The organism is Eubacterium limosum (assembly GCF_000807675.2).
Lineage (GTDB): Bacteria > Bacillota > Clostridia > Eubacteriales > Eubacteriaceae > Eubacterium > Eubacterium limosum.
The window spans coordinates 3,806,939-3,823,163 of record NZ_CP019962.1 but is presented as its reverse complement, the minus strand read 5'-3'; the positions used below and the strand labels follow the sequence as shown (position 1 = coordinate 3,823,163).

The following is a 16,225-nucleotide window of genomic DNA, read 5'->3' as shown; positions in this document are numbered from 1 at the left end:
AGGAATGTTAAATGGAACGAAGAAGACTGTTGATGGCGACAAATATTCCACTTGAAAGCCTTAGTATTGTTATTTCAATTTTACTGATAATCTGTATTATTGCAAGCAGGGAGCATACAAAACTCAACCGCCTTTTTTTGTGGATGCTGGCCGTAAATGCTTTTATTTTGGGCTGTGATATTTTTATTTGGGTTGCTGGCGGCCATCCACAGCTTGTATGTGCGATGAAAGTGGCAAACTTTTTTGTGTTTAATTTAGGATATCTTCTTGTAGCACTGTTTACCGCATATATGGTCACCTACATACGCGGAAAGGGAAGTATTGTATCTGACAAGATCGTTCCGGCAATCACTGCTCTTTGTGGTGTGGCTGTTCTGCTGGTAATCATTTCAATGTTTAATAATATGTTTTTTTATTTTAGCGAAAAGGGTTATTTTATGCGGAGCCCGCTGCATTGGATCAGCCTGGTATACCCTATTATCATAATCTTGCTGGACATGGTAATCATCCTCAAGCATAGCAGAAAGCTTGGCATAAAGGATACTTTTGCGCTTTTATCCTATGGCATTTTACCAGCTGGAGCCATTGCTGTACAGATTTTTATAAATGGCCTTGCACTGGCTTATCCAGCTACTACGGTTTCTCTTTTGATCATTTATGTCAATATTCAGGTAGAGCAGAGCAAGCGGCTTCGTGAAAAGGAACTGGAGCTTACCCAAAATCGTATTGCGATGATGTTGAGCCAGATACAGCCCCACTTCCTCTATAATTCACTTACTTCCATCGCTCAAATGTGCAAGGAAACACCTGATAAAGCTGGCGAAGCGACCATTGCATTTGCAAATTATCTGAGAGGGAACTTGGACTCTCTTACGCAGAAAGGCATGGTACATTTTGATAGAGAACTGAGGCATATCAAGACCTATCTTTCGTTAGAAAAAATGAGGTTTGAAGAAAACATACAGATCGTTTACTCAATTGGTACAACAGATTTTATGCTGCCTTCTCTGACGATACAGCCATTAATTGAAAATGCAGTTAAACACGGAATCTGCAAAAAAGAAAACGGCGGCACTATCTGTCTTGAAACAATGGAAACGGCCGAAAACTATACCATTAAAGTATCAGACGACGGGGTCGGATTTGATATAACGGCACTTCTTCCAGATGAACGACAGCATGTTGGTATTGAAAATGTGCGTTTTCGTCTTGCAGCCCAATGCGCTGGAACGTTGAAGATTGAGAGCCAGCCCGGAAAGGGAACTATATCAGTTGTTACGATTCCTAAAACTAAATAAAAATATGGCAGTAAGTTTAAAAAGAGCTTACTGCCATATTTTTGTTAAAAGGTTAATTCGATATGGTCCTTATTACAGTTTTTACACTGAATTATTATAGACTTGAGTGCATTATTTTCGATGGTTGTCTCGTCAATGGAAAATTTGTGTTCATTAAGAATTTTTTTAAAATCTACCACGCTGTTTGGCTTTTTATCAATTTCGACTTTGTTTCCGCAGACACTGCATTGAATAATAATTTTCATAGAAATCCTCCATTTATTATATAGGGTTAGGTAAGCTTACAACTCTATATCTACCCTTTAAACAGAGAAAACAACAGAATCAAAGCCTTTGGTCCAAAACGATCCGTTCGTTTTTTCCAGACATAAAAGCAGATAATGCGCGGTAATTTTTAGAGAAAATGCTGCCCTTTTTCCAGATGAATGCAAAATCATGGGTGATATCAAACCCCTGGATAGGGATTTCCCTTAGCGTTTTGCCTGCCAATTCCCGGCCAGCAGCCACTTCGTACAAAAAGGTGACTCCGCAGTTTTTTTCGGCCATTTCTTTTAAAGCATTGACATTATTAACCTCTATAACTTTTGAAAAATCTGTAATAGCATAATTATTCAGTTTCAGGTATTGTTCAAGGATATTACGGCTGCCAGAGCCAGGCTCCCGCACTAGCAGCGGTTTTAAAAATAAGGCTTCAATGGGGCATTGGGCTGGCAGTGCCTCAGCGTCTGCGCTTTGGACGGCAATAAAACGCTCGGTCGAGTAGACCGCATAGTCATAATTTTCTTTGGGAAAATAGCCTTCGATGAGAGCAAAATCAAGATCATTGTTGTCCAGCTGCTTGAGCAGTGACTGGGTATTATCGACCGAAACACGTATTTTGGCTTTGGGATACTGCTCCAGACAACGTGATAGGATACCGCTTACCACGAATTCACCAATGGTAAGAGTTGCTCCAAAATTTAATGATCGAATATGCAGACGGCTGTTTTTCAAATGTTCTCTCAAAATCAGATCATCATGCTTCATGGCAGAAGCGGTGTGGAGCAGGGCAGTACCCTCAGGTGTCAGTTCCATTTTTTTGCCATGAAATTCAAAAAGACGAATGCCGTAATCCTCCTCGATGAAATGAATATGCTGTGAAACAGCAGGTTGTGTTATGCTAAGTGCTTCTGCGGCACGGGTATAATTCATGTATTGACAAACTGTTAAAAAGGTATTGATTCTAAAATCTAACATTTCGGCCTCTTTCTTGTACTTTTGTTTAACTATAACATATTTTTATGGCAGTATAAAGATAAATAATTTTTCATTATTGATAAGACGTGATATCCTTCTATCATAGCATAAAACATATTTACGAAAGAGGAAAAGACATATGAATTTTATCACAAGAAGCTGGAAAGGTATCCTGCTCTGCCTCGTTATCGCAATACCAGCATGGTTTGCAGGACAGGCGGTTCCCGTTATTGGCGGCCCCGTCATTGCGATTCTGGCAGGAATGGTGATCACACTCTTACTAAAAAATAAAGAGCCTTTACAGGAGGGCATCACTTTTGTCTCAAAAAAGATTTTGCAATATGCGGTTATCCTGCTTGGTTTTGGTTTAAATCTTTCGGTTGTTCTTGAAACGGGACGGCAGTCTCTGCCCATTATTATTGCGACGATCTCGACTTCTCTGATCCTTGCTTTTGTTCTGCACAAAGCGTTGAAGATTCCGGGGAATATCTCCACACTGGTGGGAGTTGGCTCCTCAATCTGCGGCGGGTCAGCCATTGCTGCGACTGCCCCGGTTATTGAGGCCAGTGATGAGGAAGTGGCGCAGGCCATTTCAGTTATTTTTCTGTTTAATGTACTGGCAGCGGTTTTGTTTCCGGCCTTTGGCACCATGCTTGGCTTTTCAACCACTGATGGTGGAGCCTTTGGTGTGTTCGCCGGTACAGCCATTAATGACACTTCGTCCGTTACTGCAGCGGCTGCAACATGGGACAGTATGTATCATTTGGGAACAGCGACGCTCGACAAAGCCGTTACGGTGAAGCTGACAAGAACCCTGGCCATTATTCCGATTACACTGGTACTGGCTTTCTGGAGAACACGGAAGGAGGAGGAAGCCGAGGGCGGTAAGGTAAGCTTTAAACAAGTCTTTCCGTTTTTTATTCTGTTCTTCATTCTGGCCTCGGTCATTACAACCGTAATGACCTCCTTCTTCCATGTTCCCATAGAATTCTTCACGCCGCTTAAAGAGCTGAGTAAATTTTTTATTGTTTTTGCCATGGCAGCCATTGGCTTGAACACCAATATCATTAAGTTGGTGAAAACAGGTGTGAAACCAATTTTTCTGGGGCTTTGCTGTTGGATAGGCATTACTTTTGTTAGTTTAATAATGCAGCATTTTCTTGGAATATGGTAATAAATTAAGGTTAAGTTTCTTTGAATCAAGGAGGTTTTCAAAGTGAGTTATGCATTAAGTTTTTCTGAGGCAAACAGTATTTTCAATGCACTGCAAAAGGAGTATGAAATCTGGGCGCCTAAACGCTTTATCGGAAAAGGACGATATTCTGATACGGATATTATCCGTTACGATAAGGTAGGCTGTGTTGAAGAAATTGAATTTAATGGAAAATCTGATTTCCCGGCCAAGGAGGTATTGACACCTGTTTCCGAATCGCTGTTTTATTTTACGGAGGATGCGTTCATGGAAAGCAGGGAAACCTCAAAAAAACTTTTGATTTTCATGCGTCCCTGTGATGTTCATGCAAAGTACCATCAGGAAAAGATCTACCTGGAAAATGGCGGGTTTGAGGACAGCTACTACAAGCGTATGAATGAGAGAGTAAAAATTGTTTTGATGGAATGTAAGGAAGGATGGGACACCTGTTTCTGTGTAAGTATGGGGACTAACAAAACAGATGATTATGCTGCGGCTGTTCGCGCGGAGCAGAATACTTTAAGCCTTGAAATCAAGGATTCTGAGCTGCTTCCTTATTTTGAGGGCTGTGCGTCCTGTGATTTTAAACCTGAATTTATTGAAAAAAACGATCTGACATTGGAGGTTCCGGAAATTAATGACCGGGAGGTTCTGGCTAAACTGAAAGTTCACCCCATGTGGAAGGAATTCGATAAGCGATGTGTCTCCTGCGGTGCCTGTACGTTAGCATGCAGCACCTGTACCTGCTTTACAACAACTGACGTCATTTACAATGAAAATACAAATGTCGGTGAAAGAAAGCGTACTTCTGCGTCCTGTCAGATCAGCGGATTTACCGATATGGCTGGTGGTATGTCTTTCAGACCAACTGCTGGTGACAGAATGCGCTATAAGGTACTCCATAAATTCCATGATTATAAGGCACGGTTCAAAGACTACCATATGTGTGTAGGCTGTGGGCGTTGTATTAGCCGTTGTCCAGAATTTATTTCAATCACAGCTACAGTTAATAAGATGGCCCAAGCTATTGATGAGATACAAGCTGAAACAAAAGCACAGGAGGTACGTTAAAATGGCAAACATTATGCAGCCACAGGCCTGTAAAATTATGGATATCAAAAGAGAGAGCCAGCACGAGTATACATTTAAGGTAAAAACGGATATACGCCCAAAACATGGCCAGTTTTTTCAGCTTTCACTGCCCAAAATTGGTGAAGCGCCTATTTCGGTGAGCTCATTTGGAGAAGGCTGGTTGGATTTTACAATTCGTTCTGTTGGTAAGGTAACAGATGAGATTTTCGAAAAACAGCCTGGTGATGAGTTGTTCCTGCGCGGCGCCTATGGCAATGGCTGGCCGATTGACCAGTTTAGGGGAAAGCATATGGTCATTATTACTGGCGGTACTGGTCTCGCGCCAGTTCGCAGTATGCTTCATTTTTTTACCAAAAATCCAGATTATGTTGAGAGTGTTAACCTGATCTGCGGTTTTAAAAATGAAGCTGGGATTGTTTTCCATCAGGAGTTAGAAAGCTGGCGTCAATCCTTTTCGACTCTCTATACCCTTGACAATGAAAAAATCGATGGTTGGCATAAAGGTTTTGTAACAGAATTTGTCTCACAGGTGCCTTTTTCAGAATTTGGTGATAATTATGAAGTCGTACTTGTAGGTCCGCCACCAATGATGAAATTTACAGGTATTGAATGCAGCAAAAACGGCGTACCGGATGAAAAAATCTGGCTTTCTTTTGAACGCCGTATGTCCTGCGCAGTAGGAAAGTGCGGACATTGCCGGATTGATGAGGTTTATGTCTGTCTGGATGGTCCTGTATTCAATTATACTCAGGCTAAGTACCTGGTAGATTAGTGAAGGGAGCTGCAAAAAATGAATCATGATATCGACGTTAAAAAAGTACGTACAAACTGCTTTAGACAGTCTAAAGTACCCGGTGAATTTATGCTGCAGATGCGTGTGCCAGGCGCAGTGATTGAGGCAAAGCATCTGAAGGCGGTAGCCGAAATCTGTGAGCGCTGGGGCAATGGCTCCTTTCATATGGGAACCCGGCAGACTCTGGATATTCCAGGTGTCAAATACGAAAATATTCCTGAAGTAAATCGTTATATCAAATCATATATTGAAGAGGTTGATGTGAAAATCTGCGATTGCGAGATGGAGGCAGACGATTACGGATATCCCACCATTGGAGCCCGGAATGTAATAGCGTGTATTGGAAATACACATTGTATTAAAGGAAATACCAACACCTATGAGCTCGCAAAAAAAATTGAAAAACTGATTTTTCCCTCACACTATCACATTAAAGTTGCTGTTGCAGGTTGTCCAAATGACTGCGCAAAGGCTAATTTTAATGATTTTGGTATTATGGGTGTTAACAAACAGGTTTATGACTATGATCGCTGTATTGGCTGTGGCTCCTGCGTGGATGCTTGCCAGAGTCATGCCACCGGCGTGCTTACACTCAATAAAGACGGAAAAATTGATAAGGATGCCTGCTGCTGTGTAGGCTGTGGTGAATGTACTCTGATCTGTCCTACTGGAGCTTGGACAAGAGATCCCAAGAAATTATACCGCGTGACCCTGGGGGGACGTACCGGCAAACAGAGCCCACGCTCGGGAAAACTGTTTATGAACTGGGTAACAGAGGAAGTCGTATTGGGAATGTTTTCAAACTGGCAGAAATTTTCAGCCTGGGCACTGGATTACAAACCTGAATATCTCCATGGCGGACATCTTATTGACCGTGTTGGTTACAAAGAATTTATCAAACACATTTTTGAAGGAGTTACCTTTAATCCTGAGGCAAAGGTTGCAGATGACATTTATTGGGCAGAAAATGAACAGAGAAGCAATATACATGTCATGCCTTTATCACAGCATAAACACGCAGGGCCACAGGAATCCAAATAAAATTTTAAAATCTCTGTATAAGAGGCGCGGGTATTTGTCCCACGTCTCTTTCTGTGTTAAGATAAGAGTAATCGGTAAACAGGAGGTAGAAGCATGAGAGTCATATCATTGAGGGAAGAGCCCGCTTATACACAAGCTGCCATCGGTTTTTTTCAAAGCCGGTGGGCGACAGAGCGCAGTAAAATGATTTATGAGGACTGCATTGTTCATGGACTTACAACAGAATCACCGCTGCCGCGTTGGTATCTTTTGCTTGAGAATGATACAATTATCGGCGGAGCTGGACTGATTACCAATGATTTTGTGAGTCGTATGGATCTATGGCCATGGATCTGCGCTGTTTATATTGAAGAGACACACAGAGGACATGCCTATGCGTTGCGTCTGCTTGAAAGGGCTCGCGAAGATGCCGGGAAGGCCGGATATTCTTATGTCTATGTCTGTACAGACCATGTCGGCTTTTACGAGCATTACGGTTATGAGTGTATTGGCACAGGCTATCATCCCTGGGGAGAATCCTCCAGAATTTATCGGGCCAGCACCGAAAAGGCAGAAAATATAAACGGTGCCGGAATATAGGTGAAACTGGTGGAAAATTTAAAGGAGAAAAAGCTAAATGGTAAAAAATGAACGAGCGTATCCGCAGTTTTCTATGTGCGGTCTTAATTGTGGCCTGTGTCCTATGTACCATGTGAGAGAAGCCGGCTGTCCCGGCTGTGGAGGAAAAGGACATCATTCCTGTGCGATTAAGAGATGCGGCCAGGAACATAACAATGTCGAATTCTGCTTTCAATGCAGAGATTATCCCTGCGAACGCTATGAGACAGTCAGTCCATATGACAGCTTTATTACATATCGCCACGTGTTAAAGGACTTTCAAAAAGCTGAGCATGACGGCCTGGAAAACTATAAGATAATGCTGAATGAAAAGATTGAAATTCTGCATTATCTTTTAGAGCATTATAATGACGGCAGACGGAAATCCTTTTACTGTACGGCTGTGAACCTTTTAGAACTTGAAGATGTAAAAAGTGTGATGGCGCAGATAAAGGAAAAAATTACCGGAGAGACACCAATAAAAGAGAGCGCTAAACAGGTTGTCAAATTATTTCAGACCATGGCGGAAGAAAAAGGAATATCATTGAAATTGAATAAAAAGAAAACAGAAAAGGCAAAATAATCTTGAAATTAAAATATCAGAGGGGTGAAAATGTATCTTCGTGAAACTGAATTTAATGATTTAGAAAAAATATGGAATCATTACGACAAAAAAGTCCTATTCAGGACTTTTTTTATTATACTTTTTAAGTTTTGGCATAAAGCGTTTTACAAAGGTTCCCTTACCACGTCCTTTAATGTAAAACAGACCAAAGATTGAAAAAACGACCGCCCCGATAAAGTTAACAAAGAGATCGGACATGGTGTCGATCAAGCCAATGTCAATATAGCCGCCATAATTCCATGTTTGTCCATTGACGACGACACTCTCAATTGGAATGGTGACCGCGACATTTTTACCATCAGGATTAAAAATCACCGAACTGATACTGTGGATAATGGTATCCTTCTGCATATCCGTATGAAAAAACCAATCCGCTGCAAATTCAAAAAATTCCCAGAGAACGCCGACCGTCATCGAAAAGCAAAACGCAAAGACTGCCACAAAGACGGGGGACAGGCTAAGGCTGAAATTTTCATTCTCGTTAAGAATATCGATGAGTGAAAAGCCAATTGCAGCCATCAGAAAGCCGTTAATAGTATGCAGCATTGCGTCCCAATGGTCAAAAATGAGGTAGTATTCCTGAATTTCACCAAGGATTTCAGCAGAAAAGATAAAAAGAAGTATAATAACCTCCAACGTGGTAGGCATTTTGATATGCAGCTCTTTATCTACAAAGGAAGGAATCATAAATAAAACCAGCGTAAACAGGCACAGAAACACATTATCCCAGTTTTTATTTATAATTTGAGCAATCATCACAACAACAACCATGGCTCTCAACAGCAAGTACAGCAGAAATTTTCCCTTGTTTTCCTGAATGTTTTTAACAGATTTTTCTTTTGATGTCTTATCCTTTTTCACAAAGTGCTCCTTTTATGTAATCTAATGATAGCATTATATCACAAAGGAGCAGAAAGCAATATTTATTTGTCCCGTTCTGTCATTATAGGTAAATAGTATGTTTTTAAAAATCTTGACAAAGCCGTTAAAGTCGGCAATAATGAATTTATTCACTGATACTACTGGAGGCCTATTATGTCACAACGCCGAAATCATATGCATAATCATAGAGGAAGCGCACCCAACAGCCCAACCCGCCCGCGCATATCAAAAAAACCGATGGAGCGCCGTCAGGAAATTATTCGAACGGCCTTTGGGCTGTTTTCTGAGAAGGGGTTTGAAAATACCACGATTCAGGATATTGCGGCACAGATGAATGTATCTGTGGGGCTGTGTTACAGATATTTTAAATCGAAAACAGATATTTTTGAAGCCGCCTGTGAGTTCTATGCGACCGAATCGCTCCGCGAGACTCAGATTCTCAATGAACCTGATATGCCTGCGGTTGATAAGCTTCATTATTTTATACAATATCTTTTTGATTATACTCTGAAGCATAAGGAGTTTGAAGCAAACTATCACGAAAACAGTGAAATAAGAGCCAGCCGAATTGATAAGGTAGCGGCTAAAATGGTGGAAGATCTGATTCCGGTTATACAACAAGGAATTCGTGAGGGGACATTTCATTGTGAAAACCCGGAGACGACCACAAGGTTTATCGTTTTTGGTATGCTGCACACCTTTCATGAGGAGATTCCAGCAGAAAATATTGAAGCTTACATACACCATTTCGTTATCTTCATCCGAAAAATGCTGGTCGACCTGTTAAAAATTGACAACCCTGAACAGCTGCTGGTATGGGATGAGAAGAATAAAAACTGATTTGTGAAGCCGCTTGGTAAAAACTGAGCGGCTTTTTCATTCTTTAATGAGTGAATATATTCATTTTTTATTGACAATAAAATCAAGCTGGGTTATCCTATAAATGAATGAATTCACTCGAATACAAAGTGAGGAGATTATCCATGTCAAATTATTCAGCAGGAGAAAATTATCTGAAGGCTATTCTGATTCTTCATCAGCGACTCGATAAAGTGCGAAAAACAGATATAGCCGATTTTCTGGGCTATACCAAAGCCAGTGTCAGCTATATGATTAAGCTTTTGGAGGAGAGTGATCTGGTCAGCGTGAAGAGTAATAATGTTTGTTTAACACAGACGGGACTCAAAAGGGCATTAAATATTTATGAGCGCTATCTGCGTATTCGTGATTTTCTTGTCTATTTTCTGGGAATATCAACCCAAACGGCTGAACGGGATGCTTGCCGATTGGAGCATGTCCTTAGTGTGGAAACCTTTGAAGCGCTTAAAATGAAAGAGATGACAGCATAAAAAATGGGACCTTTACAGGTCCCGACAAAAGGTATGAAGCTCTGCTGCAAAAAGCAGGTGTAGTGAAATGGTAAGCTTCACTACAATGTGATATTTGTTCCATTATAATCGATTTCATCTCTTTGTGCAAGCATTAATTCCAAGCATCAGGCAGATTAAAGCTTTATTGTTGCTGCCTGGATTTATCATTTAGAATATGGCTCATAATACCAGTTTTCTGAATGGCTGCAACCAGGACAGCCCCAAGAACCACACCGCCGATACAGCTGATGAAAAAAGGTATTACGTAGGCGAATAGAGCTGCTTCCTTTCCCATGACGATAGTCGCAATCGGGTAAGCCGCAAGTGCCCCGAGGATGCTGGTGCCCAAAAGTTCGCCAAGATAGGTGAAGGTCAGCTTTTCAGTATAACGAAACACCAAACCGCAGAGAAGCGCGCCGCACATACTACCGGGGAAGGCCAGAAGACTGCCGGTTCCAAGCATTACCCGGATAAGACTGGTGATAAAAGCCATTGAAACGCCATAAAAAGGACCGAGGAATACTGCTGAGAGAATATTGACCATATGCTGAACCGGAAAACAGCGCGCCGCCCCCAAAGGAATACTGAAGGGTGAGCAGACAACCCCTACAGCAATAAGAATACTGGCCATTGTCAATTTTTGCGTACGATTTTTTTCCATAATAGAAGCCTCCAGACAAAAAATGGGATACGCCTACGTGGCGTACCCCATAAAATACGATGTTGTCCCTACGTTGGCATTATCCAAATCAGGTTTTGAGTCGAAGCGACAGAGCTTCCTCTCAGCCCGCTGCGGCGAGCTCCCCTTGTATGATTCTATTTTTATTATAGCTTTTTTTGAAAAGAGATTCAAGCCTGTCCAGTTTTTTCTGAAGGAATCTTTGTGGTTTCAAAAGCCCTTTTAAGTGTTTCGCCAGCTCTGTGAATTTCAGTTTTAATGTGTTGCCATTTTTCTGGAGAAACGCCTTTTAAGCTTAAGTACATGCTTAAATGAACAGCTGATGCTAAAAAATGACGGCTTTTATCCATTATTTTTTTAAAGGATTCTTTTGATATAAGCTTTTGATCTTCTGACAGGCTCTCCAGCTGATTGCTGACCAGATGGAGGTTTAACAGGTTTTCGTAAAGCAAGGGACCAGCCTCCTGCTTTTCAGCCAGGTTCCACAGATTATAAAGAATAAATAAATCTGATTTAAAAAGACTCGTGAGCTCATATCGGAAGACATCCTGTTTGCGTGTTCTAAATATGAAAATCCCCCCAAGTACAGCGATAGAGACACCGCCGATAACACAGAATACTCGAAATAACACCAGATCCATGACGCCCAGCTGGGGTAAAAACATAACGGAGGTCATTTGTGTACTGATCATGGTGCTGACAATTGAACTTTTTATGGTCAGCATAAAAACCAGCCCGACTGCAACGGTGAGCGGCAGTCGTATTGAGGCGGGAATATATTGTGTGACAAGAATAAAAAATAGCATTCCCAGAATTGTACCGCTCACTTTATAAGCTGCTTTTTTTAGTGTGTCACGGATGTAAATGCTGGAAGATAAATAACCCATAAGTGGTATCCAGTAGCCGTGCCATTCATGGAGAGGAATATTAAACCAATGGGGGATAAAGTGTGCAATGATGGTGCAGACGGTGACAATAACAGCAGTCTGGAGTGCGAAACGCATCTGGAAAAAATCAAGGCTGAACCGATGCTGCAGTGTAAAGGCTTTATATTGGAGTCCCGTCTTAATGGAAGTGTTGAGATCCCTGTAATGACAGTCATCCATCAGACGCTCCCGAAGGGATTCCAACACCAGCAACAGTTCCTGATTTATCTGGTCGGTACTTAAAGTGGTTTTTTTCAAAAATGCCTGTAAATCTGCCGCCAGTGCTTTGGGATCAACGGCCGCCTCCAGCCGTTGACCTAAAATAGAGAATTGAGCCTGATCAACTTCCGAAAGCTCTTTTACAGAAGCACTTAAGGACTGCAGCACCTGTCCGAGTTGTTCGAGGCAGAGCATCAAGCCATAAGAATATTTCTGGCTGCCATTCATGAGTCCCATTTGTCTGAAAACAGCGGGATAAATATTACTGCTCAGCTTCAGAGACAGAGCATCAATTTTTTTACCAACCGCTTCGTCTTTGGAGTTTTTTTCTTGTCCCAGCGTTCTAAATCCAGCACCTGTGCAGCTGAGCGCTTCCTTTACAAGGGGATTGAAGGGGCCTGCCTTTTGACGCTTTTGCAACAGTATGCTTATTCCAATACAGATGACCAGACAATAAAGAAGTGCCAATATACGGATTGGGAGGTCTGCCAGTGTCCCAGGGCTGATCTGTACTAGGATAAATGCCATACCGGGGATGTAATAGTTTGTTTTCAAAAACTCATTGGCATCGGCATAGATCAAAAAGAAAATCAGCAGAAATCCTATAATAATCAATGTTGCAAAATGCATGGAGACCAGAGTCCCTAGAATGGCGTAGCCAACCAACCAAAGAGAATCGAGGAGCATGTTGACAATGGAGAGGCGAGTTTTAGCCATGGTCTGCGTGTATAAGAGAAAAACAAGAGCGATAACCGCATTATTTCTGCCGAAAAGCAGAATGACCGTTCCCATAAGAAACAAACCGAAGATAATGGCTGGCAATGTTTTGGGCAATGCCTTAAAGAAATTTTTGATGGCTTTTAAAATTGAAATCACTCCTTAAGGGTTTTCTTTTAGAATACCCTTTTAGGACAAAATAAAGCAATAAAAAACGGTTCTGGCATTTTCCGGAACCGTTTTTACACTTTAAAAGAAATTCATTACAAATCCCATAATCATCCCCAGCAGACCGCCGAGCCATATGATGGCATTCAATTCTTTTTTCATGATGCTCAAAATGATTTTCTCCATCTCCAACACGTCAAAGCCATTGATTTGGTCTTCTACCAGCTGAGGAATATCCAAAGCGATGAGCGCCTTGGATAAGTTGTTTTCGACCAGATTGTGATAGGCCTTAAGCAGACTCTCTTTTACCTTCGGTACACTTGAACCGAAACGATCGTAGAGCTCAGCCATACTGTAATCCAGTATTTCATGGCTCTCGCGGTCTACCAGATTGCAGATCATTTCCTCGCCGCGCTCAAAGACCATGTTGTTGACCGTATCCTTAAGCTTTTCACGGATACCGATCATGGTGTTATCACTGACCATAAAAGAAAAAGCTGAAAACAACGAATTATTCTTGATTTCATCCATCGCGGCATCGGCTACCATATCGCCGACGTCCATCTGGCATACCTTACGATACAGCAGTGCAGTTGCCTTTTCAGTAATTGTATTTGTCAGCGCTTCTGTTTTTTCCTCGTCGGTATAGTGAATAATAATTTCGCGAATGGTCATAGGGCTGTCTTTATAAGCCTCGATTTTATGATCGATGTAGCCGCTGATTTTAGCATCCATTTCCGGTGACAGAAGCCCGCGGCTCAGAACTTCTTCATTTACAAGTGTAGATCCAATGACAGCCCCCACAGATTTTGCGATTCGCGGTTTTTCTTTTGGAATGATCCCCGGTGTGAAGGGAAGCGTCCATCCTAAAATTTTGACAGGCTTCAGTGGCCGGAATAACATGCGTATGGCAATCCCGTTGGTGATAAGACCGATAACAGCACCGACCAAAGGGCCGATTAGAAAGTGTAGATCCAATATGATCGCTCCTTTAATAGAATGATTGGTTATTATAGTATTATAACGATGACGCTCATAAATGTCCATCCTCAAGTTTAACTTAAAACCATTTAAATTTACATAAATATTTTCAAAAAGGTGTTGAATCTTTTGGTGTTTAGGGGTATACTGTGTATAAATTAAACATTTAAAGATGATGACTGGGAAGAGTAAGTTAAATGAAGGTTACAGAGAGCAGGCATGGTGCTGGAATTGTCGCAACCGATATTTAATTGAAGACCATCCCACGAGTTGGCTGTCAAATGCAGTACCGGAACACTGTCCGTTATCAGTATCAGAGTGGGTATACCATGTATACCAATTTGGGTGGAACCGCGTAATGAACGTCCCATTGTCGTAGACAATGGGACGTTTTTGATATTCCGCCCCATTCAGAAAAAATATTTATTTAATCAATATTAACGTATCAATTTTATGGAGGTAATCTTATGAACATAACTTTAAAAGACGGTTCTGTTAAACAGTATGAACCTGGTATCACTGTTTATGATGTAGCGAAGGATATCAGCGAAGGTCTAGCACGCAACACAATGGCCGGTGAATTAAATGGCGAGCTGGTGGATATCCGCAAACCCATTACGGAAGACAGCACACTGAATTTATTGACCTTTGACTCTGAAGGCGGCAAACATGCTTTCTGGCATTCCGCGTCCCATCTTATGGCTCAGGCAATCAAGCGGCTCTGGCCTGAAGCGCAGTTAACCATCGGTCCGGCGATTGACAATGGTTTTTACTATGACATTGATTTAGAGCATACTTTAACCCCAGAAGATCTTGAGAAGATTGAAAAGGAAATGAAAAAAATTGTTAAGGAAGCGCCGGAAATTGAGTATTATACCAAATCCAGAGAGGATGCGCTGAAATGGGCAGAGTCAGAGGGCGAAACCTATAAAACCGAATTGATCAACAATTTGCCGGAGGATGCAGTCATTTCATTCTATGGACAGGGCGAATGGGCCGATCTGTGTGCAGGCCCGCATATCCGAAACGCATCTCAGATCAAGGCTTTCAAGCTTTTAAGTCTTGCAGGCGCTTACTGGCATGGCGACGCCAATAACAAAATGCTCCAGCGTGTCTACGGGATTGCTTTCCCGAAAAAGTCAGAACTCGATGAATACTTACAGCGATTGGAAGAAGCTAAAAAACGTGACCACCGTAAACTTGGTAAGGAATTAGATCTTTTCTCAATGCATGAAGAAGGGCCAGGTTTTCCATTTTTCCATCCTAAGGGAATGGTTCTGCGTAATGAGCTTGAAAATTTCTGGCGCAGTGAACATACGAAAAAAGGCTATAAAGAAATCAAGACACCGATTATGCTGAACGCAGATTTGTGGAGACGCTCTGGCCATTGGGACAACTATAAAGAAAATATGTATTTTACGGAAATAGACGGACAGGAGTTTGCTGTCAAGCCAATGAACTGCCCAGGCGGTATGCTTGTCTACAAAACAAGACAGCACAGCTACCGTGAGCTGCCACTGCGCATGGGCGAGCTGGGTCAGGTACACCGCCATGAGCTTCACGGTGCACTTCATGGCCTTATGCGTGTTCGTACCTTTACACAGGATGATGCACATATTTTCCTGACTATGGATCAGGTAAAGGATGAAGTCATTGGAATCATTGATCTGGCAAATGAAATCTATGATATTTTTGGCTTTAAATATAAAGTTGAGCTCTCTACCAAGCCTGAGAAGGCCATTGGCAAAGATGAAGACTGGGAAGTCGCGACAGATGCACTGCGCGAAGCGCTTGAAGCCAAAGGAATGGATTATCAGCTGAATCCGGGAGACGGTGCGTTTTATGGTCCTAAGATTGACTTCCATCTGGAAGACAGCATTGGACGCACCTGGCAATGCGGTACGATCCAGTTAGATATGCAGATGCCGGAACGTTTTGATTTAACCTATGTTGGCAGTGATGGAGAGAGACATCGCCCGGTTATCCTGCACCGTACGATCTTTGGCAGTATTGAGCGTTTCCTTGGTATATTAATCGAACACTTCGCAGGAAAATTCCCGCTTTGGCTGGCTCCAGTACAGGTACAGCTAATTCCGGTATCCGATGCACATGACGCTTTTACAAAAGAAATAGCCGCAAAACTGGAAGAAGCAGGCATTCGTGTAGAAATTGATTTCAGGGATGAAAAGATCGGCTATCGTATCCGTGAAGCACAGATGCAGAAAATTCCATACATGCTGGTCATTGGGGATAAGGAAGTTGAATCAGGACGTCTGAGTATCCGTAACCGCGATACCGGTGAGCAGGAAACTTTGAAAATTGATGAGTTTAAATATCGTCTGGCTCAGAATATTGCCCAAAAATCGCTGGTTTTAGATTAATTTTAAAAAGTGCTTGACAATTATTTAT

General features: G+C 41.9%; 16 protein-coding genes and 1 other annotated feature. Of the genes, 10 read left to right on the top strand and 6 right to left on the bottom strand.

Going from position 1 to position 16,225, the window contains the following annotated elements; all coding sequences use genetic code 11:
• Positions 1–11 precede the first annotated feature (11 nt).
• Positions 12–1,298, top strand: a complete 1,287-nt coding sequence (locus B2M23_RS17920) for a sensor histidine kinase (RefSeq protein WP_081571284.1) — start codon at positions 12–14, stop codon at positions 1,296–1,298.
• 44 nt (positions 1,299–1,342) lie between these two features.
• Here B2M23_RS17920 and B2M23_RS17915 read toward each other — a convergent pair whose 3' ends face one another.
• Together B2M23_RS17915 and B2M23_RS17910 are read right to left on the bottom strand one after the other, a co-directional pair.
• Positions 1,343–1,543 (bottom strand): hypothetical protein, encoded by a 201-nt coding sequence (locus B2M23_RS17915; protein ID WP_038351618.1) that lies wholly within the window; start codon positions 1,541–1,543, stop codon positions 1,343–1,345.
• A gap of 79 nt (positions 1,544–1,622) precedes the next feature.
• Positions 1,623–2,534 carry a LysR family transcriptional regulator gene (locus B2M23_RS17910; RefSeq protein ID WP_038351619.1) on the bottom strand — a complete coding sequence of 304 codons (912 nt, stop codon included), beginning with the start codon at positions 2,532–2,534 and terminating at the stop codon, positions 1,623–1,625.
• 139 nt (positions 2,535–2,673) lie between these two features.
• Here B2M23_RS17910 and B2M23_RS17905 point away from each other — a divergent pair, with 139 nt between their 5' ends.
• The 6 genes from B2M23_RS17905 to B2M23_RS17880 all read left to right on the top strand — a co-directional run bounded on the left by B2M23_RS17905 (position 2,674) and on the right by B2M23_RS17880 (position 7,832).
• Positions 2,674–3,708 (top strand): YeiH family protein, encoded by a 1,035-nt coding sequence (locus B2M23_RS17905; protein ID WP_038351620.1) that lies wholly within the window; start codon positions 2,674–2,676, stop codon positions 3,706–3,708.
• 42 nt (positions 3,709–3,750) lie between these two features.
• Positions 3,751–4,797, top strand: a complete 1,047-nt coding sequence (gene asrA, locus B2M23_RS17900) for an anaerobic sulfite reductase subunit AsrA (RefSeq protein WP_038351621.1) — start codon at positions 3,751–3,753, stop codon at positions 4,795–4,797.
• Position 4,798: 1 nt separating this feature from the next.
• Positions 4,799–5,590 (top strand): anaerobic sulfite reductase subunit AsrB, encoded by a 792-nt coding sequence (gene asrB, locus B2M23_RS17895; protein WP_038351622.1) that lies wholly within the window; start codon positions 4,799–4,801, stop codon positions 5,588–5,590.
• 18 nt (positions 5,591–5,608) lie between these two features.
• Entirely contained in the window at positions 5,609–6,652 is a 1,044-nt protein-coding gene (asrC, locus tag B2M23_RS17890) for a sulfite reductase subunit C (protein ID WP_038351623.1), read from the top strand.
• A gap of 93 nt (positions 6,653–6,745) precedes the next feature.
• Positions 6,746–7,231: a GNAT family N-acetyltransferase gene (locus B2M23_RS17885; RefSeq protein ID WP_038351624.1), complete on the top strand. Its 486-nt coding sequence runs from the start codon at positions 6,746–6,748 to the stop codon at positions 7,229–7,231.
• A 37-nt stretch (positions 7,232–7,268) separates the two neighbouring features.
• Positions 7,269–7,832 (top strand): DUF3795 domain-containing protein, encoded by a 564-nt coding sequence (locus tag B2M23_RS17880; protein ID WP_038351625.1) that lies wholly within the window; start codon positions 7,269–7,271, stop codon positions 7,830–7,832.
• Between the two features lie 96 nt (positions 7,833–7,928).
• Here the strand turns inward: B2M23_RS17880 and B2M23_RS17875 are convergent, their stop codons facing one another.
• On the bottom strand, positions 7,929–8,735 hold the full coding sequence (locus tag B2M23_RS17875; RefSeq protein ID WP_038351626.1) for a DUF2238 domain-containing protein: 807 nt from the start codon (positions 8,733–8,735) through the stop codon (positions 7,929–7,931).
• A 174-nt stretch (positions 8,736–8,909) separates the two neighbouring features.
• Here B2M23_RS17875 and B2M23_RS17870 point away from each other — a divergent pair, with 174 nt between their 5' ends.
• Together B2M23_RS17870 and B2M23_RS17865 are read left to right on the top strand one after the other, a co-directional pair.
• Complete coding sequence (locus tag B2M23_RS17870) at positions 8,910–9,596, top strand: TetR/AcrR family transcriptional regulator (RefSeq protein ID WP_052237151.1); 687 nt, start codon at positions 8,910–8,912, stop codon at positions 9,594–9,596.
• 143 nt (positions 9,597–9,739) lie between these two features.
• Complete coding sequence (locus tag B2M23_RS17865) at positions 9,740–10,105, top strand: metal-dependent transcriptional regulator (protein ID WP_038351627.1); 366 nt, start codon at positions 9,740–9,742, stop codon at positions 10,103–10,105.
• 163 nt (positions 10,106–10,268) lie between these two features.
• On the opposite strand, the gene thiW is transcribed toward B2M23_RS17865, so the two are convergent.
• The 3 genes from thiW to B2M23_RS17850 all read right to left on the bottom strand — a co-directional run bounded on the left by thiW (position 10,269) and on the right by B2M23_RS17850 (position 13,813).
• Positions 10,269–10,787 carry an energy coupling factor transporter S component ThiW gene (gene thiW, locus B2M23_RS17860; protein ID WP_081571282.1) on the bottom strand — a complete coding sequence of 173 codons (519 nt, stop codon included), beginning with the start codon at positions 10,785–10,787 and terminating at the stop codon, positions 10,269–10,271.
• A 188-nt stretch (positions 10,788–10,975) separates the two neighbouring features.
• Positions 10,976–12,826, bottom strand: coding sequence for an FUSC family protein (locus B2M23_RS17855; RefSeq protein ID WP_038351629.1), 1,851 nt, complete (start codon positions 12,824–12,826; stop codon positions 10,976–10,978).
• 90 nt (positions 12,827–12,916) lie between these two features.
• Positions 12,917–13,813 carry a DUF445 domain-containing protein gene (locus tag B2M23_RS17850; protein WP_038351630.1) on the bottom strand — a complete coding sequence of 299 codons (897 nt, stop codon included), beginning with the start codon at positions 13,811–13,813 and terminating at the stop codon, positions 12,917–12,919.
• Between the two features lie 169 nt (positions 13,814–13,982).
• Positions 13,983–14,189 (top strand) — a binding site (T-box leader).
• 94 nt (positions 14,190–14,283) lie between these two features.
• Here B2M23_RS17850 and thrS point away from each other — a divergent pair.
• On the top strand, positions 14,284–16,197 hold the full coding sequence (thrS, locus tag B2M23_RS17845) for a threonine--tRNA ligase (protein ID WP_038351631.1): 1,914 nt from the start codon (positions 14,284–14,286) through the stop codon (positions 16,195–16,197).
• Positions 16,198–16,225 lie beyond the last annotated feature (28 nt).

What these genes read in the sequence shown, in the direction of transcription:
- B2M23_RS17920 (WP_081571284.1), top strand. Translation starts at nt 12, where the DNA reads ATGGAACGAAGAAGACTGTTGATGGCGACAAATATTCCACTTGAAAGC.
- B2M23_RS17915 (WP_038351618.1), bottom strand. Translation starts at nt 1,543, where the DNA reads ATGAAAATTATTATTCAATGCAGTGTCTGCGGAAACAAAGTCGAAATT.
- B2M23_RS17910 (WP_038351619.1), bottom strand. Translation starts at nt 2,534, where the DNA reads ATGTTAGATTTTAGAATCAATACCTTTTTAACAGTTTGTCAATACATG.
- B2M23_RS17905 (WP_038351620.1), top strand. Translation starts at nt 2,674, where the DNA reads ATGAATTTTATCACAAGAAGCTGGAAAGGTATCCTGCTCTGCCTCGTT.
- asrB (WP_038351622.1), top strand. Translation starts at nt 4,799, where the DNA reads ATGGCAAACATTATGCAGCCACAGGCCTGTAAAATTATGGATATCAAA.
- asrC (WP_038351623.1), top strand. Translation starts at nt 5,609, where the DNA reads ATGAATCATGATATCGACGTTAAAAAAGTACGTACAAACTGCTTTAGA.
- B2M23_RS17885 (WP_038351624.1), top strand. Translation starts at nt 6,746, where the DNA reads ATGAGAGTCATATCATTGAGGGAAGAGCCCGCTTATACACAAGCTGCC.
- B2M23_RS17880 (WP_038351625.1), top strand. Translation starts at nt 7,269, where the DNA reads ATGGTAAAAAATGAACGAGCGTATCCGCAGTTTTCTATGTGCGGTCTT.
- B2M23_RS17870 (WP_052237151.1), top strand. Translation starts at nt 8,910, where the DNA reads ATGTCACAACGCCGAAATCATATGCATAATCATAGAGGAAGCGCACCC.
- B2M23_RS17865 (WP_038351627.1), top strand. Translation starts at nt 9,740, where the DNA reads ATGTCAAATTATTCAGCAGGAGAAAATTATCTGAAGGCTATTCTGATT.
- thiW (WP_081571282.1), bottom strand. Translation starts at nt 10,787, where the DNA reads ATGGAAAAAAATCGTACGCAAAAATTGACAATGGCCAGTATTCTTATT.
- thrS (WP_038351631.1), top strand. Translation starts at nt 14,284, where the DNA reads ATGAACATAACTTTAAAAGACGGTTCTGTTAAACAGTATGAACCTGGT.